We start from the raw sequence: 20,850 nt of genomic DNA on the forward strand, positions 1-20,850 counted from the left end.
GCTCAGGCCTCGTCGCGCAGGGCCGCCAGCGCGGTGGCGATCTCGCCGCCGAGCCGGACGTTGCCGCGGTAGACCTCCACGTTCACGTCCAGGCTGCGGCCCTGGGTGTCGCGCTGGATGAAGTCGAGCAGGAACGGCGTCGAGGCGTTGCCGGTGATGCCCCGGCGCTCGGCCTCGGCCCAGGCCCGGCCGAGGAGTTCGTCCAGCTCCTCCGGCGGCAGCTGCTTGGCCGGGTCGACCGGGTTGGCGACCAGCACCGCCTGCGGCAGCTCCAGACCGTCCCGGGCGGCGATCACCCGGGCGGCCTCCTCGGGCGTGTCCACCTTGAAGTTGATCTCGTGGCCCGAGTCGGTGATGTAGAAGCCGGGGTACTTGCGGGTCCGGTAACCGACGACCGGGATGTTCAGCGTCTCGAACCGCTCCAGGGTGGCCCCGATGTCGAGGATCGACTTCACTCCCGCGCTGACCACGGTGACCGGCGTGGCGGCGAGCGTGGTCAGGTCGGCCGACTCGTCGAACGTCTCGGACGCGCCGAAGTGCACGCCGCCGAGCCCGCCGGTGGAGAAGACCCGGATCCCGGCCCGGTGGGCGAGGAAGGCGGTGGCCGCCACCGTCGTCCCGCCGTGCCGGCCCAGCGCGGCGACCACCGGCAGGTCGCGCAGGCTCGCCTTGTCGAGGTCGTCCGACTCCGACAGCTCCTTGATCTGCTCGGTGGCGAGACCGACCGTCGGCACACCCGCGTACACGCCGACGGTCGCCGGCACCACGCCCGCGGTCCGCAGCCGCTCCTCCGCCTCCAGCGCGACCGTCAGGTTGCGGGGGCGCGGCAGCCCGTGGGTGAAGATGGTCGACTCCAGGGCGACGACGGGGCGCCCGTCGGCGACGGCCTGGGTGACTTCGTCGGAGATACGGATGGGCAGTCGTCCGGTCATGGCGCGAACTCTCTCTGCGATGCCACCACGGTGTGGCAACCGCGGCTCAGCCTAGGGATCGTTCGCATCGGTATCCAGAATGACTCCTGCCCCTTCCCATAGCCTTCCGCCTATGGGATTCACCTTGCGTCAGCTCGAAGTCTTCCTCGCCGTCGCCGACACCCTGCACTTCGGCCGGGCCGCCGAGCGGCTGCACATCTCGCAGCCGACGGTCAGCCAGGAGGTGGCCCGGCTGGAACGGACCGTCGGGGTCGAGCTCTTCGACCGGAGCCGACGGGCGGTCGTGCTGACCTCGGCGGGCGAGGTGATGGCCACCGAGGCCGCCGGGCTCCTCGACCGGGCCGGCACGCTGCTCGCCCGGGTCCGGCTGCACGAGGAGTCCCGGCTCGGTCTCGCCCGGATCGTCGCCTCGCCCAGCGTGATGAACCGTCTGCTGCCCGCCGTGGTCAGCCGCGCCGAACGGGAGCTGCCCGCGCTGGAGACCGTCGAGCTCGCCGTCGACACCGGCCAGGTCTCCGCCACCCTGGCCGCCGAGCTCGCCGACATCGGCCTCGGCCGGTTCCTCGACGAGACGCCCGGCTACCGGCGCGAGAAGCTCCTCGACGAACCCGTCCGGGTGGCACTGAGCCGCGGCCACGCCCTCGCCGGACACGCCGCCGTCCACCTGCACCACCTCGGCGACCTCCCGCTGCTCCTCTGGCCGCGCGAGCAGCACCCGCGCTACTACGACCACGTCCTCGGCCTCTGCACCGACCACGGCGTGGAGCCGCCGGTCCTGGTCAGCCCGCCCAGGATCGTCGGCTCCCGGCTCTACCTGCTCTCGCAGAACCGCGCCTTCTCCCTCGTCCCCGCCTCACTGGCCGGTCACCTCACCGAGGACGTGGTCACCGTCCCGCTCGCCGGACCCGCCGCCCTGCCGCTGGAGATGCAGTGGCGGCTGGACGACCACCGCCCCCGTCTGGCCGCCCTGCGCGCCCTGATCCGGGAGGAGGCGACCACCCTCTCCACCGGCTGAGCGGGCGGGTCGGCGTGCTCCCGGAGCACGTCCCGGGCCAGGGCGTCGAGCACCCGGGCGAGTTCGCCGGCTCAGCACCCGACCGGCAAGGCGTCGACGCCGTGCGCGGCCCCGAACAGCGCGCCGGCGACGGACGCCCGTCCCGGTGAGCGGCTTGCGAGGTGTGCGTGAGGTGAGTGCGAGGTACCTGTGAGGCCGGTGTGAGCGGGCCCGGGCACGCGGTGCGCAGGGGGCCGGGGCTGCACCGAGGTGCGCGGCGCGGACGAGGGGCGCGCGCGGTGGCGCGTGCGTCCGCGGGTCCGGTTCCGGCCACAACCACCCTGGTCACCGTCACGTTGCATGCGCGTGAACCGCTTCGCCCGCCCCCTGCAGACCGTCTGCCGGAGCGCCGTCCGCGCGGCCGCCGTACTGCACGGCGCCGGCCGCACCCTCGTCGCCGCCGTCGTCCGTGCCGACGCCCGCGCCGAGGCCGCCCTGCGCTCCTGGGCCCGGCCCCTCACCACCCGGGTCACCGAGGTGCTCCGCCGGCTCGCCGCCGCCAACTGCGGTGACGCGCTGAGCCGTCACCTCCCCTGCCGCTCCCGGGAGCGGACCCGCGACGCGGGCCTGCTCGACGACGGGCCCTGACCTGCGACGCACCGGCCGGCAGAGCGGCCGCGCGCCCCGGACCACGTGGTCCGGGGCGCGCGGCAGGTCACGCCCTGGCGTCAGGCCTTGCAGAGCCCCGTCGTCCAGTCGACGGTCGCGGCGGCGCGGGAGTAGCGCCACTGCGGGGCGAGCAGGTCGCGGTCCAGCTGGGCCGCGGCCGGCTTGTCCTCGACGACGTAACCGAAGTCCTGCAGCCACGCCGGGTAGAGGTTCTTGGAACCGATGTAGAACGTCGAGCCGTCCACCGCGACCAGCTTGTGGTGCAGCTGGTACGGGTGGCCGTCCGCCCAGGTGGGGGCGTCGGCGACGCGGAACGAAGCGAGCTGGAGGTTGCCGCAGAGCGCGGCACCGGCCTTGGCCGGGTCACCGGTGACGGCGGTCAGCCGGGACCTGAGGACGTCGCTGATCTCGGACAGGGACTTGATCTGCGAGTAGCCGCCGCTGCCGACCGCGCCGCGGTTGGCCGGGTCGCTCACCACGATCCGGACCTTGACCCCGGCCGCGAGCTTGGCGGCCAGCAGTTCGTAGAGCCGGGCGTCGTAGCGGGGCAGCGGCGGGCAGGTGCCGTTCATGTCCTGCTGCGAGATCTCGACGTGGCTGGTGGCGCTGGAGACGAGCGCACGCAGGGCGTTCTCCTCCGGGTTCACCGTCTCGTAGTCGCGGTCGGCGTTGGTGTTGTCGTGCAGGGCGAGCGGGCCGCACTTGGTGTCGGAGACGCCGGGGACCGGGCCCTGGCGGTACGCCGAGGACGGGTCGTCGGTCTTGACGCCGACGCCGAGGCCGCCCACCGCGATCACCGGTACGGTGCCGGCGGCGGGAGCCGCGGGGTTGAGGTCGCGCCCCAGCGAGGGCCGGCAGGACCCGCCGTTGCTGGCGGCGAACCAGGCGTTGCCGAACACGCCGGTGTGGCCGCAGGTCCACTCCCACAGGGTGTCCAGGTAGCGGGCGGCGGAGGTGGCGGCGGGGCCGGTCAGGGCGAGGTCGACGTCCGAGACCGGGTGGGCGGTGTCGAGGTAGTCGTCCTTCCAGCCGTTGATGCCGCCGGCGACCACGCTGCGGCCGTCGACCACCAGCAGCTTGGAGTGGTTCCAGGAGAGCGCGGTGCGCGAGGTGGTCATGGAGGCCACGGTGAGGGTGACCGAGCCGGCGGCGGGGCCGAGCTTGGCGACCAGCTCGTCGCGGTAGCGGGAGGGCAGGACGTTGGCGTTGTAGACCGGTGCGGCACCGACCAGGATGCGGACCTGGAGCCGGTTGCCCGCGGCGACGGAGGCCTTGAGACCGTCGACGAGGGCGTCCTGGAACCCGCCGTTGGGGAACGGCGCCAGGGTGGAGACGTCGACGGTGCGGGTGGCGGCGGAGACATCGGCCCGCATCCGGTCCAGCAGGGCGCGGGTGCCGGGGCGGTCGGTGCAGGCGGCGTCGCCCCAGCAACCGGGGGTCTGCAGCAGCCAGCCGGCCGGGTTCTCGGCTCCGGCGTGCAGGCTGTTGCCCTCGGTCCGCTCCCAGACCGTGCCCTCCAGACCCGGCGCCACCTCGCGCAGGGCACGCTCGACCGCGTCGAGATGGGCGGTGTCGGCGGCGTCCCCGGCGGTGCCGGACGCGGTGTCCGCGTGAGCCGGCAGGGGCGGGACGACGGCGAGCAGGGTGGTGGCTGCGGCGGCGGCCAGGGCCGCCCGCACGAGGCGGCCGGACCGGCGGGACCAGGACAGGGACACGTGTGTGGTTCCTTCGGGGAGCTGCGGGGAGCTGCGGGTGGATCGTGGTTCACCCGTGGGACGACCCGAGATTACCGGAAAGTAACTTGATGTCTAATCTGCCCATGACAATGAGTCACCCGGCCTGAAACACACCCGCCGTTCGGCCCCCGCCGACCGGCAGGGGAGCATCGGCAGAGCCCAGCACCCCTCCCTCCCTGACGTCGTGTCGGAAGGGCCGGAAGGGCCGGAAGGGCCGGAAGGACCGGAAGCATCGTCCGGCCGGAACGAGGCGTCCCCGCCCGGAGAGACCGGACGGGGACGCGGCACGAGGCGTGGAAGCCCAGGGGTGCACGGACCCGGGGCGCAGCAGGGTCGCGCGGGTGCAGGGAGCCCGCGCGGTGCGGGGTCAGCTCGCGGGGCCGGCCAGGACCTCGCTCACCAGCTCGCGGGCCTCCGCCTGGACCCGGGCGAGGTGCTCGTCGCCGTGGAAGGACTCCGCGTAGATCTTGTACACGTCCTCGGTGCCGGACGGGCGGGCGGCGAACCAGGCGTTCTCGGTGCACACCTTGATGCCGCCGATGGCCGCCCCGTTGCCGGGTGCATCGGTCAGGACGGCGGTGATCGGCTCACCGGCCAGCTCGCCGGCCTTCACCTGCTGCGGGGAGAGTCGCGCCAGCAGCGCCTTCTGCTCCCGGTCGGCCGGGGCGTCCACCCGCGCGTAGGAGGGGGCGCCGAACCTCGCGGTCAGGTCGCGGTAGTACTCGCTCGGCGTGCGGCCGGTCACGGCGGTGATCTCCGAGGCCAGCAGGGCGAGCAGGATGCCGTCCTTGTCCGTGGTCCAGACCCCGCCGTCGCGGCGCAGGAACGACGCCCCGGCCGACTCCTCGCCGCCGAAGGCGATCGAGCCCTCCAGCAGCCCGTCCACGAACCACTTGAAGCCGACCGGGACCTCGACCAGCTCGCGCTTGAGGTCGGCCGCGACCCGGTCCAGCATCGAGGAGGACACCAGGGTCTTGCCCACCGCCGCGTCCGACGGCCAGTCGGCGCGGTGGCGGTAGAGGTAGTCGACGGCGACGGCCAGGTAGTGGTTGGGGTTCATCAGCCCGCCGTCCGGGGTGACGATGCCGTGCCGGTCGGCGTCGGCGTCGTTGCCGGTGGCGATCGCGTACTCGTTCCGGCGCCCGATCAGCGAGGCCATCGCGGCGGGCGAGGAGCAGTCCATCCGGATCTTGCCGTCCCAGTCCAGCGTCATGAACCGCCAGGTCGGGTCGGTGACCGGGTTGACCACGGTCAGGTCGAGGCGGTGCGTCTCGGCGATCCGCGCCCAGTAGGCGACGGAGGCGCCGCCCAGCGGGTCCGCACCGATCCGCAGACCGGCCGCGCGGACCGCGTCCAGGTCCAGCACCGAGGCCAGGTCGTCGGTGTAGGTGGCGAGGAAGTCGTGGCGGCCGGTGGTGGCGGCGGCCAGCGCCCGCGCGTACGGCACCCGCTTGACGCCCCGCAGGCCGTCGCGGATCAGCGCGTTGGCGCGGTCCTGGATCCAGCCGGTGGCCTCGGAGCCGGCCGGCCCGCCGCTCGGCGGGTTGTACTTGAAGCCGCCGTCGCGGGGCGGGTTGTGCGAGGGCGTGACCACGATGCCGTCGGCAAGAGCCTGCGGGCGGCGGCGGTTGTGCGCGAGGATCGCGTGCGAGACGGCCGGGGTCGGCGTGTAGCCGTCGGCGCTGTCCAGCAGGACCTCGACGCCGTTGGCCGCCAGCACCTCCACCGCGGTCACCCGGGCCGGCTCGGAGAGCGCGTGGGTGTCGGCGCCGAGGAACAGCGGGCCGGTGATGCCCTGTTCGGCCCGGTACTCGCAGATCGCCTGGGTGGTCGCGGCGATGTGGTCCTCGTTGAACGCCGCGTCCAGCGAGGAGCCGCGGTGTCCCGAAGTGCCGAACGCCACCCGCTGGCCCGGCTCCTCCGGGTCCGGGTGCAGCGCGTAGTACGCCGTCACCAGCCGCGCCACGTCGACCAGGTCGTCCGGCTGTGCCGGCTGGCCGGCCCGTGCGTGTGCCATGGGTGTCTCCCACCTGTTCCCTGTCCGTGCGCCGGCCCGCGGTCGCGCGGCCCGGCGCATCCTGCCCCGTGCTCACCGATCGTAACCAAACATGCCCCCGCCCCGTACCGGGCACGGAACGGGGCGGGGGCGGGCGGGGACAGGGACAGGAGCCGGTTGCGGCGGGGTGCGCTCCCCCGGCCCCGACGGTCAGGCGGGCAGTTGCTCGCGGTAGGCGTCCAGCGCCGGCGCGGTGGTGGTCGCGACGAACTCCGTCACCCGGTACTCGGCCAGTCCGGCCAGCGTGAAGGGATCGCTACCGGTGATCGCGTCGATCGTCGCGCGGTCCTCGGCGACGGCCAGGATCATCCCGCCGTCCCGCGGCACCTTGCGCCCCGAGGCGAGGAACGTCCCGGCCTCGTAGTGCCCCTTCAGCCAGGTCACGTGCTCCGGCAGCACGGCGTCGATGCGGTCCAGCGGTGCGGTGTACGTCAGCTCCAGTACGAACATGCCGCCAGGCTAGCCGCTCGCCCCGACGCTGCGTCAGCGGTGGCGGTGGGCCGACGGTTCCCGCAGGGTGTCGGCGGCACGTCGTCCGGAGCCGGCCGCGGCAGCGTGTCGAACCACATCATGCCAGGCCGGGAGCGCCCCCGGTAGGACTCAGCACACGCCCGATCGGCCTTGTCCGGCACCGCTCCGAGCCCGCAGACTCGTCGGCATCCACTCCCCCGGCCCCGTGCCGGCACCCGTCTCCGGGTGCCGGCGCGCACGTCGTGCTGCCCAGGCGGCCGGGCGGACGAGTGGCCGAGCGAGGGGGAACAGATGGTGAACCAGGATGCGGTGCTGCGGGCCCGGATGCTGCTGATGAGCACCGACCGACGGGTCTTCCGCGGCCCGGACGCACTGGGCGTGTACCGGCTGCTGACCTCCGTCGCACCGGAGGTGTACGGCTCCAAGCTGGCGTACGTGCTGGTGGAGGCGGCCGGCTCGCCCGTGCTGCGCGACCTGCCGCGGGCCCGGACCGCGCTGCTGGACGAGGCGGTCGCCGTGGCGCGGGCCCTGGAGGAGCGGAACCCGTTCCGCGCGAAAGTGCTCGCCAGGGCACTGGCAGCCCGTCAGACGGTGTAGTGCGCAGGGCCCCCCGGGCGTTCCGGCCCGCGGCGGGCCGGTCGCACGTACGTGCCGGCCGTGATGCAGCGCGGCCACGCGTCACGCGGGGGGCGTCGGTACGCGGTCCGGTGCAGCCTGCGCCGGACCGGACCCCTGGGGCGTGGCCACCGGCGCAGCGACCCGCCGCGGCCGGGCTCCGTTCCCGCCCGGCGGCGGGAACAGGGCCGGCGGATGCGTCAGGAGAGCTGGGGGATCACGGCCTTGACCTTGTTCGTGATCTCGACGGGCAGCGGGACGTAGCCCTTCTGGCCGATGGCCTGCTGGGCTTCGTCGCTGACGGTGTAGGTCAGGAAGGACTTGAGCGCGGGCAGGGTGGCGGGCTTGTTGCCCTTGTCGCAGACGATCTCGTACGTGACCAGGACGATCGGGTAGGCGCCCTCCTCCTTGGTCGCGTAGTCGAGGTTCAGGGCGAGGTCGCTCCCGGTGCCGGCGACCTGGGCCTTCGCGAAGGTGTTGGCGGCGTTGGCGGCGGTGGCGTCGACGGGCTGGGAGGCGCCGGTGGCGACGGCGGCGCTCTTGAGGTCGTTGGTCTGCGCGAAGGAGAGCTCGACGTAGCCGATGGAGTTGTCGACCTGCTTGACCTGGGCGGCGACGCCGGCGCTGCCGTTGGCCGACTGGCCGCCCTTGCCGGCCCAGCTCTTGCTCGGCGGGTACGGCCAGGCACCGCCCGAGGTGGCGGCGAGGTAGGCGGTGAGGTTGGCGGTGGTGCCGGAGTCGTCCGAGCGGTGCAGTGCCTGGATCTCGGCGTCCGGCAGGGGGACGCCGGGGTTGAGGGCGGCGATCGCCGGGTCGTTCCACTTGGTGACCTGGGAGTCGAAGATCTTGGCGACGGTCGGACCGTCGAGGACGAGCTTGTCGACGCCCTCCACGTTGAAGACGATCGACACCAGGCCCGCCACCATCGGCAGGTCGATGCCCCGACCGCCGGTGCAGACCGCCCTGGTGGCGTCGACCTCCTCCGGCTTCAGCGCCGAGTCGGACCCGGCGAACGCCACCTTGCCCTGGATGAACTGCTGCACACCGGCACCGGAACCGCCACCGCCGTAGTTGACGGTGATCGCCGGACAGGCGGCGCTGAAGGCGTTCTTCCAGATGTCCATCGCATTGGCCTGCGCGGTCGATCCCGCGCCCAGCAGTTGCCCGGACCCGTCGCAGGCGATGGCGGCGCTGGTCTGCTGGAGGGGGGCGGGCTCGGTCGCGGTCTCGGCGCCGGACGCGCAGGCCGACCCCGACAGCAGGAGGACGGCCACGGTGGCGGCACGGATCAGGGTCTGGTGGCGGGGGGAGGCGGCCCGGACAGGCATCGTGGTCTCCTGGACGACAATCGGCGGGTGACCCGGCCAATATCGGCTGCGGCGCAGCCCCGCAGCCCCGCGACATGCCGCGAACCGATCCGGGACCACGCCGACGGCGGCCCTGCGGAGGGTCCACCCCTTGCCCAACTGCGCTTCGACACCATGGAGATGGTCCAGATTCACCTGAAGGCAAGGTCAGGTTCACAGTCCGGCCCGCGGCGGCACCCGGCCGCCGTGCGCCCTGGACCCATCCGGGCCCGAGGGGACGTCCTGGCCGCCGCCCGGCACGTCACCGACCGGGGCGACCGCCGGCCACCGAACCCCCGGGCACCCGGAGCCTTCTCACGAGCCCGCGACCACCTGCTCCAGGAGCCCGTGCAGGACGCGCTGGTCCCCGGCGGTGAGGGCGGACAACGGGGAGTCCAGGGCGAGGAGTCCGAGCAGACGTTCACGCAGTGCGGCGCCCTCGACGGTGAGGACGAGGTGCTTGGCGCGCCGGTCGGTGGGGTGCGGACGGCGCTCGACCAGGCGCTGCTTCTCCAGCTTGTCGACCACGAAGGTGGCGTTGGAGGGCTCGCAGCACATCCGCTCGGCGAGCTCCCGCATGGTCATCGGCCCGCTCATCTCCCGCAGCGCGGTCGCCTGGGCCGAGGTGAGGCCCAGGGTGGCGGCACGCTCCCGGACGTGCTCGGCGATCCGCTGGGCCAGCCCGTTCACCAGCCCGCACAGCTGCCGCTCGGCGATGGCCTGCGACTCCGGGGACGTCGTCATGCCGCCAGTCTAGCAACTCCATCAAGCCATCATATTTCTAGCTTGAATGATTCAAGCTAGATGATTATGGTTGCCGCCGTCGCCGTGAAGAGCGCGGCGCCATGCCGACAGCGGCACACAGGGGAGAGGACTCATGACCGACGTGACGGTGAACCGGAACGAGCGACTGCGCCGACCGGCGGGAATCCGCTCGATACGGCTGGGCGACACGAAGGTGTCGTACGTACCGGACGGCGACGTGCGGCTCCGGCCGCTCGACCTGCTCCAGGACACCACCGACGAGGTGTGGGCAGCACACCCCGAGTACCTGGACGCCACCGGCCACCTCGTGGGAAGCATCGGCAGCCTGCTGGTGGAGCACGGCGGCCGGGCACTGCTGATCGACGCGGGCTTCGGCCCGCAGACGCTGGAGATGCCGGAAGGCCCCCTCGGCGCGATCCACGGCGGCGCGCTCCCGCAGAGCCTGGCCGAGCTCGGCCGGAGCCCCGAGGACATCGAGGCGGTGGCCTTCACCCACCTCCACGCCGACCACCTCGGCTGGGCCTGCCATCCCGCACCCGGCGGCGACCGGCCCGTGTTCACCCGCGCCGACTACCTGATCTCCGAGTCGGAGTGGGACCGGCGCGACATCCTGGAGGACCAGGGCATGACGGAGCAGGTCGCAGCCCTCGCCTCGCGCGTGCGCACGATCACCGACGGGCAGGAGATCTTCCCCGGCGTGCACGTGCGGATCACCCCCGGCCACACCGTCGGGCACGCCGAGTACGTCATCACCGGGGGAGGACGGCGCCTGATCGCCTTCGGCGACGCCGTGCACTCGCCCGTCCAGATCGACCATCCCGCGTGGTCCGCGGCCTTCGACCACGACCGGGCCCGGACCGCCGACCACCGCCGCCGCCTCGTCGCCGAGCTGGCGGAGCCGGACACGATCGGCTTCGGCGTCCACTTCGCCGACGTGGTGTTCGGACACGTTCAGCAGGACGGCGACGGGCCCGCCTGGCGACCCGTGGACGCCTGAGCCGCGGCTGCACCCGGGACCGGGCGAACGGCGGGACGCCGTCGCCCCGGTCGCGGGTGCAGCCGCGGGCCGGTCGGCCCCGCGGCGGGCGGCGCGCCGCCGTTCGCCGAAGCCCGGCCTCCGCCGGGCAGGGCCCCGGCGCGTCCGGCCGCTTCGGCCCAGGTCCGCGCCCCGGCGTCGCGTACGGCCAGTGGCGCGGCCGAACTCCGACCGCCGGGCCGGGCGCCCGCCGGCGCGTGCGTTCAGCCCCGGTACTGCGCCACGATCTTGGTGAACTCGTACGGGGACTGCGCGACGCCGCTGCAGGCGTCGGCGTCAGCGCCGGAGCCGCAGGCGCGGTCGCGGTTGACCGCCCAGAACGCGAAGCGGGCCAGGTGGTGCTGCCGGGCGTAGCCGAGGATGGTCCGGAAGTCGGCCGCGGTGACGGTCTCGCCGGCCTCGTCGGTCCTGCCGTTCATGGAGGAGACGCCGGTGTGACGGTAGGCGGCGTCGTCGCTGTAGCCGTAAGCGCTCTTCACGACGGCCTTCAGGCCGCTGAGGGCACTGACCGTCGCCTGGCCCATGGTCCCGCTGTGGCCGCCGAAGTCGAAGGGCATGACCACCCAGCCGTCGTTCGCCAGACCGGCCGCGGCGCCGCGCTTGATCAGGTCCTTGCCGTTGGCGTCCGGGCCGGTCGGGGTGGTGCCGAGGGTGACGTAGGTGACGATGCCCGGGTTCCTGCTCTTGACGATCTTCAGGGCGTCGACCACCCGCTGACGGACCGCCGCGTCGGCGAACTCGGTGTTCTCGATGTCGATGTCCAGCGCCTTGAGCCGGTAGGCGTCGATCACCTTCTGGTAGGCGCCGGCCAGCGCGCTGGCGCTGGAGCACTTCTCACCGAGCTTCTTGCCGCTCCAGCCGCCGACGGACACCATGACGTCCCCACCGGCAGCCCGGATCGACGCAATGGCGGCCGCGTCCGAGCCGCCGGTCAGCGGGCGGCTGCCGTCCCACTTCGGGTTGCAGCCGCCGTCGGAGAGGATGAACGCAAGGGTGAACCACTTCACGCCGGTCGCCTTCATCACGTCGGTGGGCTTCTGCGGGTTGCCCCAGCCCAGGTACTCGTAGGGCGCGGAGGCCATCCCGGGCACGGCCGCAGCGGCGGCGGGGGCGGGGGCGGGGGCGGCCGCCGCCTGAACCGGGGCGGCCAGCAGAGCGGCCGGGCCGAGGACTGCGAGCGGGGCGGCGAGGCCGACTACGGTAGACATGTGCATGCCAACTCACTTTCGCGACTCCGCCACGCGGTGACGGCGGATCAGGAAGGTCGGGACGGTACCGCGGTGGACGGCGGCGGCCACCCCGGGCGCCTACAGAATCGAGGCCCGGGGCCGCACGGTCAATGGCTTTCGTTAGGAAAGTTTCCCAACCTTTCCGCCCCCGGCACGACGTCCCCGCTCCCCCGGCGCCGCCCGCCCCGCCCGGGGCGCCGACAAGCCGCCGGTGGATCCGCCGCAACGCCCCACGTCAGCCACCATGGCCCGAAGCCCACTGCCCACGGCGAAGACTGATGAATCGCCACGGCCTCGGCCGGTTCCCGTCCCGCCTCCCCCCATCGGGTTCGAGCTGAACGGCAAGGCGCCCCGGAGCCCCGCGCCGCCCGCCCACGTCCCGCTCCCGCCCTGCCCACCGTGGGGCCCGCCCCACCCCGGCCAGTTCATCCCGCCGCGGCGCCCGACCCGGCCCTTCCCCGGCTGAGGCAGGTCCAGCACAACACCTGCGCCAGGCTCGGCAGGAGGCGACGGCGATCGGCTGACATGAACCGGAGGAACCGTGCGCAGGCGTGTAGACGGCAGTCGGCGGAATGATCAATCCGGCACGACACACCGGGCTGACGGCCGACCGTGCGTGCTAGAACCTTCGACGGCGGCGAACGCTCACCGGCGACCCACCGCCGTCAGCACCGTGCATCCACCGGCACCTCCTCCACCGAAGGAGAACCATGTCCGCCGCACGAACCGCACGAACCCTCCGATCCGCCCTGCTCGCGGCCTTCGCCGCGCTGGCGCTGCTGCTCTCCGGCGCGGTCACCGGCACGCCCGCCTCCGCCGCCACGACCACCACCACCGGCCTGGACGGCGTCTGGGCCTGTGACGTCCCGGCCGGCTACGTCTACGACCAGGTGTCCATGAACCGCAGTTGCAGCGGCGGCGGCACCTGGAACTCGCCGCAGTTCCACCTGCGCACGCCCGTCGACGGGCTGACCGCGTGCATCAGCTCGCCGGCCTTCGTCTACGACTCCGTCTCCTGGGGCTACGCGTGCAGCCAGCAGTCCGGCGTGGTCTCCAACGCCTACCACCTGCGCACCCCGTACGACGGCCTCACCGCCTGCGTGGGCACCCCCGCCTTCACCTATGACTACGTCGGCCGCAGCACCTCCTGCAGTCTGTCGTACGGAAGCGGCGTCCCCTCCACCACCTTCCACCTCCGCACACCGGTCAACGGCATGTGGGCGTGCGACGTCCCCCGCGGCTGGACCTACAGCGCCACCACCTCGAACCTGGACTGCGCCAGCATCCAGGGCGTGCCGACCACCAAGTTCCGCCTGGTCGGCTGAGTCCGAGCGGAACCCGCGGAACAGGCGGGTGATCCGGCGCCGGCCGGGTCGCCCGCCCCGCCCCGTCCGCCGCACCCATCGGCGGCGGGTCCGACCGACGCCGACCCTCAGTCCACGGGGGAATCCCGCGGCCGGCGGGCGCAGGATGCCGACGCTTCGGGTGCGCGGAGCACCTGTGAGGACGCCGCCGACGACGCCCCCGGGTCGGCGGTGCAGGCCGACGGGAAGATCGTCGCCACCGGCCGCACCGGGAACGGCGGTTCACCGGGAACGGCGGTTCACCCGGGGCAGCTCGGTCCGCAGGACCGCTCAGTTCACCGGGGCGCCGCGGCGTTCGAAGACCTCGGGACGGGCGATGTCCAGCGCCGTCGCGACGGCACCGAGCAGGACGACCTCCTCGCCCAGCTCGCTCGGGGCCAGCTTCGGCCGCAGCGGGGTGAGGCGGTGCAGGGCCCGCTCCAGCGGCTCCAGCAGGAGGTCCGCGCTGTTGCCGATGCCCCCACCGAGGACGACCAGATCCGGGTCCAGGACGGCCGACAGGACCGCGACCGCATAGGCGAGCTGTTCGGCGGCGCGCTGAACGGCCTCGGCGGCGAGCGGGTCGCCGGCGCGGGCGGCCTCGAAGACCTGCTTCGCCGTCAGCGGGCCGCGCATGCCGAGCTCCAGCGCGGTGCGGACCACCGCGTCGGCCGCGACCGCCTGTTCGAGCGTGCCGCCCGGTTCGCCGTCCGGCCGGGCGGGCAGCGGGACGATGCCGACCTCGCCCGCCGCGCCGTGGGCGCCCGAGAGCAGTTCGCCGTCCTTGACCACGCCGACGCCGAGGCCGGTGCCGACCAGCAGGTAGGCGAACATCCGGCTGCCCCGGCCCGCGCCCAGGGTGAACTCGCCGTGCGCGGCGAGGTTGGCGTCGTTGCCGACGGTGATCTCCGTCTCCAGACCCGCCGCGATCCGGTCGAACAGCCCGCGTCTGCCCCAGCCCGGCAGGCTGGTGGCGTAGCGGACGCCGCGCCGCTCCTCGTCCCAGACCCCGGGCGTGCCGATCACGGCGTGGACGATCTCACGGGCTGCCAGGCCCGCCTCGGCGGTGGTCTCCCGGGCCGCGGCGACCACGGAGTCGGCGACGGCGTTGGCCGAGCGGCCCTTGTTGGGGACGTCCCGGCGGGCGACGATCCGCCCGGTGAGGTCGGCGACGGCCACCCGCAGCCGGGCCCGGCCGATGTCGACTCCGAGCACGTGTCCGGCGGTCGGGTCCGGCTCGTAGAGCACGGCCGTGCGCCCGCGTTCGGGGACGAACCGGCCCGCTTCCCGGACCAGCCCGGCCTGCTCCAGCGCGGCCAGCGCGGCGGAGACCGTGGGCTTGGAGAGCCCGGTGTCCCGGGCGAGCTGGGCTCGCGAGGAGGGGCCACCGGTGCGCAGCAGTTCGAGCAGCAACCACTCGTTGTTGCTGCGCAGCCGCTGCCGGTTCCACGGCTGCGCCGGTGACGCGCCCGGCGGAACTGCGGTCGGCAGGTGGCGGCTCATCGGGTGTCCTCCGGTCTCGGGCGCTGCGCGGGGCGCCCCCGTCGGCGCCGCCCTGGGCACCGCCCAGTATGACCGCTCGTCAATCCGGCAGGCGGGCGCGGTGCCCCGGCGGCGGCCGGCAGCTGCAAGCCGTCGGTCTCAGGCGTCAGGCGACCCAGGATCCGGTGAGGTGCTGGACGACCGAGCCGTCGAGGTCGGCGAGCTTGGTGCCGACGAAGGCGCGGGCGCGGTCGGAGGTCTGGACGCGGAACGGCGGGTGCTCGGCGGTGAGGGCCTCCACGATCGGCTCGGCGGCCTCCTGCGGGGTCTGCGCCTGACCGAAGGCGGCGAGCGTGCGGTCGACGTAGGCCTTGAGGGCGGGCGCGTACGGGCCGGCGGCATCGAGCAGCGCGGGGAGGTCGATGCCCTGGTTGCCGATGAACTCGCTGGCCACCGCGCCCGGTTCGACGACGCCGACGTGGACGCCGACGCTCGCGGCGACCGGGGCGAGCGACTCCATGAAGCCCTCGACGGCGAACTTGGCGGCGCAGTAGGCCTCGTTGAAGGGCTGGCCGACGACGCCGCCGACGCTGGTGACGGTGATCACCCGGCCGCCGCTCGCGCGCAGGTGCGGCAGCGCCGCCCGGGTCACGTCGACCACGCCGAAGAAGTTGACCTCCATCGTGGCGCGGACCGGGTCCAGGCCGTCCTGTTCGACGGTGCCGACGTAGCCGGCACCGGCGTTGTTGACCACGGCGTCGAGCCGGCCGTGGCGGGCCAGCACGGCGTCCAGGCACTCGGTGACGGAGGCGGTGTCGGTGACGTCCAGCCGGGCGACCTCCACCCGCTCGGCGACGCCGGCCTCGGCGGCGGCCGCGCGCAGGGCGTCGGCGCGGCCGGTGTCGCGCATGGTGGCGACGACGTGGTGGCCGGCGCGGGCGGCGGCCACGGCGGCCGCGAGGCCGATGCCGGAGGAGGTGCCGGTGATCAGGACGACACGGGTGGTGGCCATGGGTGCTCCCGGGATTTGGGCGAGGACTTACGTGTGTGCACACACACCATGTGCGTGCACACACACCATAAGCAATGCGTGCACGCACACGCAAACAGGTAGAGTGCTCGGCATGGCGCGCACCGATCTCACCCTGGGCGAGCTGAGCACCCGCGACCACGCGTTCTACGGCCTGGTCTGGGCTGGCACCACGCTCAGCGCCCTGGTCGACCAGGCCCTCAGCAGGGCACACGACCTGCCACTGTCCTGGTTCGAGGTGATGCTCTGGCTGAACGGCCAGGACGAACCGGTGGCCGCCTCCGACCTCGGCGCCAAGACGCTGCTCAGTCGCAGCCAGGTCTCCCGGGTGGTCGACGCGCTCCGCGCCCGCGGCCTGGTCGAGCGCGCCCCCTCCCCCACCGACGCCCGCTCGGTACGGATCACCCTCACCGCGGAGGGCCGCCGGGCCTTCGCCGAGGCCGACGCCACCCGACGCGCCGCCCTCGCCGAGGCGTTCGACGACCGGCTGGACGAGGCCGACATCGCCGCCCTGGAGGCCGTCTGGGCCAAGCTCAAGCAGCCTCGACCCCAGGAGGGCCCGACCGCCACGGGCTGAACCCGCCCCACGACCGCCCCGCGCATTCGCACCCATGCGCGCGCCCGCGCCGCACCGCGCCCGCGACGGCGGGCTACAACACGGCAACCGGTCGGTCAAAGTTTCACCAGCCCCTGGGCGTGCCGCGCCGCAGCGCGTGATCATGGAGCTATGCGGTTCCGGCACGGCAACGGAGGAGAGCGCGCCACCGCCGCAGGCCCGATGAGTCGGGCCCGTGCGGCGGCGGCGGCGCTCGTCGGGGGCGGTGGCGCCCCGGCCGGCGACCGCCCCGATCTCTTCCGTGACGTGCTCGCGACGGCTCCGGTCGGCATGGCGCTGGTGGACGAGCAGCTCCGCTGGCAGTACCTCAACGCGGCGTTCACCACCGCCACCGGCCTGCGCCCCGCCGACCTCCTCGGCCACCCGGTCGACGAGACCGCCTTCGCCGGGACGGCCGGGACACTGCGCCGGGTCCTGACCGACGGCCGCGAGCGCGAGCAGCTGACCGGCGACCCGGAGACACCGGGCGCGCCGGTGCCGCCCGGCCTGCGGCTGCGCTACCGGGCGCTCGTGACCGGCGGGCGGACCACCGGCATCGTGGTCGCCGTCCTGGAAGACCCCGAACCCGCGGACGACCTGCGGCACGAGCTCACCCGGGCCCGCGCCAGGCTGGCGCTGCTGGACGCGGCCGCCGAGCGGATCGGCACCACCCTGGACGTCGACACCACCTGCGCGGAGCTCGCCGCCTTCGCCGTGCCCGGACTGGCCGACCTGGCCACCGTCGACGTCCTGCCGCCCGACGCACCCGTCCGCGCCGGGCGCCCGCTGCGCACCCGGCTGCACCGCACCGCGGTCGAGTACGCCGAGGGACTGCGCGACGCGGTCGCCGAGCTGGCCGGGCCGGGCCAGTCCGTGCGCCACCGGGAGGGCTCGGCCGCCGGCCGCAGCCTGGCTTCCGGCACGGCGGTGCTGGCCGACGGGCTCCGGGGCGACGACCTCGCCGAGTCCGCCCCCGATCCGGCGAGCCTGGCGGCGTACCGGGCGACGGGGGTGACCTCGCTGCTGGCCGTGCCGCTGATCGCGCGCGGCCAGCTGATCGGGCTGCTGACGCTCGCCCGCACCGCCGCCTCCCCCGGCTTCAGCCCGGACGAGGCCGTGCTGATCGGCGACCTGGCCGGCCGCGCCGCCACCAGCCTCGACAACGCCCGCCGCTTCGCCCGCTCCCAGGGCATCGCGCTGGAGCTGCAGCGCGCGCTGCTCAGCGAGCCCGGCAGCCCGCACCAGAACCTCGACCTGGCCTCCCGCTACCTGCCCTCCGGCACCAGCTCGGTGGTGGGCGGCGACTGGTACGAGACGGTGCGGCTGCCGTTCGGGCGGACGCTGCTGGTGATGGGCGACGTGATGGGGCACGGCGTCGAGGCGGCGGTCGACATGAGCACCTACCGCTCCACCCTGCGCGACGTGGCGGGCATGGACCTGCCGCCGCACCGGATCCTGCGGCAGCTCGACACCGTCATCGCGGCCAACGAGTCGGCCCGCCCGGCGACCTGCCTGCTCGCCCTCGCCGACCCGGGCCGCGGCCGGTGGACGCTCTCCAGCGCCGGCCACCTGCCGCCCGCTCTGATCGCCCCCGGCCGGCCCACCGAGCTGCTGAAGATCCCCACCGGTCCGCCGCTCGGCACCGGACTCGGCGGCTACGAGCAGACGGCAGTCGACCTGAGCGTCGGTGAAACGCTCCTGATGTACACCGACGGGCTGGTGGAGCGGCGCGACGAGGACATCGACGTCTCGCTCGAACGCCTCGCCGCCCTCCGGCTCCCCGCGGAGGGCGAACTGGACGACCTGCTCGACGCCGTGCTGCACGCCCTCGCCCCGGCCGGCCCGTCCGCGCCGGGGGCCGAGGACGACATCGCCGTCCTCGCCGCCCGCCCGCGCCCCCGCCCGGAGGGCGCGCCCCCACGCGGCGTCCTCCGCTGACCGGCCCGGGGCTCCGGGAGGCGCGAGGCCGGCTCGCTCCGTCAGGCCCGCGCGATCGCTCACCGGGCACTCCATGCGGGACCGCGCCGGTCAGGGATTCTCCGAACCGCTGGGAGGGTGACCGGCGCCGCTGCTGAAGAACTGCCAGATCGTCAGCATGGCGACGATCTGTGCCACCAGATAGGCGACCTGGACCGAGAAGGCGCGCATCTGGTAGAGCGAGAACAACAGGCCCACGCGGGTCGGCCAGTACTGCCGCTCACTGTGGAACGTGTCGATGTCCATCTGCAGGCTGGTCAGCGTCAGCACGAAGAGCATCAGCGATGCCGCCACGGCGGTGTTCCCCAGCGGCTGGTCCAGCAGGTGTCGGACCAGGATGTCGATCGCGACGGGCAGCGCGAACGCGATTCCCAGGCAGAGCGCCCTGGCCGGTCCCCGGCGTCCGGGAAGGAGCCGCCAGAGAACACCCAGGGTGAACCCCGCCCCGGCCCACGTCACCTCCCATGCGAGAAACGATGTGACGATGCCCGGCAGGCCGAGATAGGTGTAGAGGGTCGTCACCCACGCGTCCCCCTTGATGAAGTCCTCCCACAACATGACGCAGGTGGCGGGGATTCCGACGATGCCCGCCAGGGATGCGGCACGGCTACCGTTCTCCCACCAGGAGTCGTGCGGGCCGAAGCTCAGGGCAACGTCAACGGGCGTCACCTGTGGAGGGAACACGGCACTTCCGGCGCGACCGGAACGCAACCACGGCAGCTCCTGAAGCTCACCTTCAAGGTCGTTCCTGCTCTTTCCGGGCTCTCCAGAACTACCCCGATCCGCTTGGTGCAACCGAGAATGAAGCTCTCGATAGCGCCGCGCGAGGTCCATGACGCCATCCCGGTCACTCTTTCGAAGCCTCGAACCGAGCCGAACACGGTCCCCCAGCTCCTGGTAAAGCACCGCGTAGCGCCGACCGACCGCCAGGAGAAGTTTGATGACGGCGATGTTGAGCACCAGCCACATGGAGACGAGAAGATCGCTTCCCGCATACCACCCCAGCCCGAGCGCAACGACCGTGGAGAAGAACAGCGCGATCAGGATGCTCTCACGCCTCCCCGGCTCCAACCAGGTCGGAGACTCGCTCGGGCGGGACTTCAGGACGACGGCGATGGCAAGCCCGGTAAGCGCCCACGCCCAGTTGAAGTAGGCCCATGACGGGACCAAGCGGGGCAGCCAGTCGAGGTCCCGCCCCAAGGCCTGGAGGTGATCCGGACCGTAGGACGGACTGAGCTTCTCGTGGAGCCAGGATGCGCGCTGCCAATCGCGCTCCGTCGCCCACACGTAGCAGCCGACGACAAGTACGGACACGGCGAGTAACCCCGGCACCCAACGAGCCGGCGGGATGCCAGCGGCCGTGCCGGAGCGGTTCCGCAGCGTCCGCGAGACCCAGGCCGCAATTCCCACGAGCCACATCCAGAGTGCGACTGTCCCGACGAGTGTGATGGCCAGGAGGGCGCGTCCGCCGATCACGGCCGATCCGGAGAAGAGATCCGGCGGCAGGCCGAACAGCTGTGGCGCGCCGACCGTCAGAAGAGCCCCGGCGCCGACCGACGAGACCGCCAGCCCCGTCCGACCCCCCGGCCTGGCCAGAAGCACCAGTGCCCACCCGGCTCCGAGACACAGGAGGGAGTCATCCCTGCCATCAGCCAATTCACGCAGGGTCAGCCCCGACACCAGGTAGAGCAGGACGGCGACGGCGGCGCTGATACCACCCCAGTGCAGCAGCGTGCGACTGGCCGATCTGCCCGCCGGCGAGGTGGGCTCAAGAGTTGCTCGCCTCGCCGCGATCACTGCGAGCAGTGAAACGCCCAGCCACCACGCCAGACCCCCGGTAGTGCTGAGCTGCCGCCACGGTGAATCGCCGGCACCCGCTGCCAGCTTCTGCTGCCACGGTGGCAGCAGGTACAACTCGACCGCGGGAGCCTGCGATCCGGCGGGGGTGACCCACGCGAGGGTTTCGGAATCGCTCTCGGACGGGGCGACACGAAGCCGCGTCACGTCGATGCCGTTGGGGTCCACCTCGACGCGCTTCCACCACGCCGACCGGAGGGCGCTGGGCCGCTCAAGAGTCACTCCCCAGTGCGCCCCGAGCGTCTCGACCCTCCAAGGCCCGACGTAGTAGTAGTCACCTCTGTCGAGCCACGAGTACGCCTCGTAGTAGACGGTGGTCGTACGCCCGGATGCCGTGACCCTCGGGCGGCGCGGAATCCACTCGTCGTAGCGGGTCGCGTCGAACTCCCCCTCCTGCCGGATGAGGCACCGCATCGCTCGCCGATACTCGTCCGAGGCCACGCTCAGCTTCAGGTCGGCGGCATACTTCCACTCCTGGGGGACGTCGATCGTCATCGTCGAGCGGGCTCGTACGTACGTCAGGTCCCGATGGTCCAAGGCGAGCGAAGCGGTGACGTTGGCCGTCGCCAGAGACCGGGCGTCGCACAGGTCCTCGTGGGCCGCCGCGGCCGGTCGAGCGGACCCGAGGGACAGGAGTGCGACGAGAATCGCCAGGCATCCGCACGCCCGCACGGAGAGGCACTTCACGAACCTCGACATGACTCGCCCCCCCGTTCA

At 73.3% G+C, this 20,850-nt stretch carries 17 protein-coding genes; 7 read left to right on the top strand and 10 right to left on the bottom strand.

What is annotated here, in order from left to right; genetic code table 11:
• Positions 1-2: 2 nt before the first annotated feature.
• Positions 3-932, bottom strand: a complete 930-nt coding sequence (locus ACF9IK_RS02705; protein ID WP_395292613.1) for a pseudouridine-5'-phosphate glycosidase — start codon at positions 930-932, stop codon at positions 3-5.
• A 112-nt stretch (positions 933-1,044) separates the two neighbouring features.
• Between ACF9IK_RS02705 and ACF9IK_RS02710 the strand changes: the two genes are divergently transcribed.
• Complete coding sequence (locus tag ACF9IK_RS02710) at positions 1,045-1,947, top strand: LysR family transcriptional regulator (protein WP_395292614.1); 903 nt, start codon at positions 1,045-1,047, stop codon at positions 1,945-1,947.
• A 339-nt stretch (positions 1,948-2,286) separates the two neighbouring features.
• Entirely contained in the window at positions 2,287-2,574 is a 288-nt protein-coding gene (locus ACF9IK_RS02715; RefSeq protein WP_395292615.1) for a hypothetical protein, read from the top strand.
• Between the two features lie 80 nt (positions 2,575-2,654).
• On the opposite strand, the gene ACF9IK_RS02720 is transcribed toward ACF9IK_RS02715, so the two are convergent.
• The 3 genes from ACF9IK_RS02720 to ACF9IK_RS02730 form a co-directional block, all read right to left on the bottom strand.
• The gene (locus ACF9IK_RS02720) at positions 2,655-4,310 is read right to left on the bottom strand and encodes a phospholipase D-like domain-containing protein (protein WP_395292616.1); all 1,656 of its coding nucleotides are present in this window, start codon (positions 4,308-4,310) and stop codon (positions 2,655-2,657) included.
• 388 nt (positions 4,311-4,698) lie between these two features.
• Positions 4,699-6,348: a phosphoglucomutase (alpha-D-glucose-1,6-bisphosphate-dependent) gene (gene pgm / locus ACF9IK_RS02725; RefSeq protein WP_395292617.1), complete on the bottom strand. Its 1,650-nt coding sequence runs from the start codon at positions 6,346-6,348 to the stop codon at positions 4,699-4,701.
• Between the two features lie 189 nt (positions 6,349-6,537).
• Complete coding sequence (locus ACF9IK_RS02730; RefSeq protein WP_395292618.1) at positions 6,538-6,837, bottom strand: YciI family protein; 300 nt, start codon at positions 6,835-6,837, stop codon at positions 6,538-6,540.
• A gap of 312 nt (positions 6,838-7,149) precedes the next feature.
• On the opposite strand from ACF9IK_RS02730, the gene ACF9IK_RS02735 reads away from it, so the two are divergent.
• Positions 7,150-7,455, top strand: coding sequence for a hypothetical protein (locus ACF9IK_RS02735; protein WP_395292619.1), 306 nt, complete (start codon positions 7,150-7,152; stop codon positions 7,453-7,455).
• A 218-nt stretch (positions 7,456-7,673) separates the two neighbouring features.
• On the opposite strand, the gene pstS is transcribed toward ACF9IK_RS02735, so the two are convergent.
• On the bottom strand, positions 7,674-8,801 hold the full coding sequence (pstS, locus tag ACF9IK_RS02740) for a phosphate ABC transporter substrate-binding protein PstS (protein ID WP_395292620.1): 1,128 nt from the start codon (positions 8,799-8,801) through the stop codon (positions 7,674-7,676).
• Between the two features lie 333 nt (positions 8,802-9,134).
• A complete protein-coding gene (locus tag ACF9IK_RS02745; RefSeq protein WP_395292621.1) occupies positions 9,135-9,563 on the bottom strand; it encodes a MarR family winged helix-turn-helix transcriptional regulator in 429 nt (142 codons plus the stop codon).
• 133 nt (positions 9,564-9,696) lie between these two features.
• Between ACF9IK_RS02745 and ACF9IK_RS02750 the strand changes: the two genes are divergently transcribed.
• Positions 9,697-10,581 carry an MBL fold metallo-hydrolase gene (locus ACF9IK_RS02750; RefSeq protein ID WP_395292622.1) on the top strand — a complete coding sequence of 295 codons (885 nt, stop codon included), beginning with the start codon at positions 9,697-9,699 and terminating at the stop codon, positions 10,579-10,581.
• A gap of 242 nt (positions 10,582-10,823) precedes the next feature.
• Here the strand turns inward: ACF9IK_RS02750 and ACF9IK_RS02755 are convergent, their stop codons facing one another.
• Positions 10,824-11,828 carry a chitinase gene (locus ACF9IK_RS02755; RefSeq protein ID WP_395292623.1) on the bottom strand — a complete coding sequence of 335 codons (1,005 nt, stop codon included), beginning with the start codon at positions 11,826-11,828 and terminating at the stop codon, positions 10,824-10,826.
• Between the two features lie 731 nt (positions 11,829-12,559).
• On the opposite strand from ACF9IK_RS02755, the gene ACF9IK_RS02760 reads away from it, so the two are divergent.
• Complete coding sequence (locus ACF9IK_RS02760; RefSeq protein ID WP_395292624.1) at positions 12,560-13,174, top strand: hypothetical protein; 615 nt, start codon at positions 12,560-12,562, stop codon at positions 13,172-13,174.
• 309 nt (positions 13,175-13,483) lie between these two features.
• Here ACF9IK_RS02760 and ACF9IK_RS02765 read toward each other — a convergent pair whose 3' ends face one another.
• Both ACF9IK_RS02765 and ACF9IK_RS02770 read right to left on the bottom strand, forming a co-directional pair.
• Positions 13,484-14,695: an ROK family transcriptional regulator gene (locus ACF9IK_RS02765; protein ID WP_395292625.1), complete on the bottom strand. Its 1,212-nt coding sequence runs from the start codon at positions 14,693-14,695 to the stop codon at positions 13,484-13,486.
• A 145-nt stretch (positions 14,696-14,840) separates the two neighbouring features.
• Positions 14,841-15,686 carry an SDR family oxidoreductase gene (locus tag ACF9IK_RS02770; protein WP_395292626.1) on the bottom strand — a complete coding sequence of 282 codons (846 nt, stop codon included), beginning with the start codon at positions 15,684-15,686 and terminating at the stop codon, positions 14,841-14,843.
• A 112-nt stretch (positions 15,687-15,798) separates the two neighbouring features.
• Between ACF9IK_RS02770 and ACF9IK_RS02775 the strand changes: the two genes are divergently transcribed.
• Together ACF9IK_RS02775 and ACF9IK_RS02780 are read left to right on the top strand one after the other, a co-directional pair.
• Positions 15,799-16,281 (top strand): MarR family winged helix-turn-helix transcriptional regulator, encoded by a 483-nt coding sequence (locus ACF9IK_RS02775; protein ID WP_395292627.1) that lies wholly within the window; start codon positions 15,799-15,801, stop codon positions 16,279-16,281.
• A gap of 150 nt (positions 16,282-16,431) precedes the next feature.
• On the top strand, positions 16,432-18,237 hold the full coding sequence (locus ACF9IK_RS02780) for a SpoIIE family protein phosphatase (protein ID WP_395292628.1): 1,806 nt from the start codon (positions 16,432-16,434) through the stop codon (positions 18,235-18,237).
• Between the two features lie 90 nt (positions 18,238-18,327).
• Here the strand turns inward: ACF9IK_RS02780 and ACF9IK_RS02785 are convergent, their stop codons facing one another.
• The gene (locus ACF9IK_RS02785) at positions 18,328-20,832 is read right to left on the bottom strand and encodes a DUF6185 family protein (protein WP_395292629.1); all 2,505 of its coding nucleotides are present in this window, start codon (positions 20,830-20,832) and stop codon (positions 18,328-18,330) included.
• Between the last annotated feature and the right edge of the window lie 18 nt (positions 20,833-20,850).

Source organism: Kitasatospora hibisci, assembly GCF_043950205.1.
Taxonomy (GTDB): domain Bacteria; phylum Actinomycetota; class Actinomycetes; order Streptomycetales; family Streptomycetaceae; genus Kitasatospora; species Kitasatospora hibisci.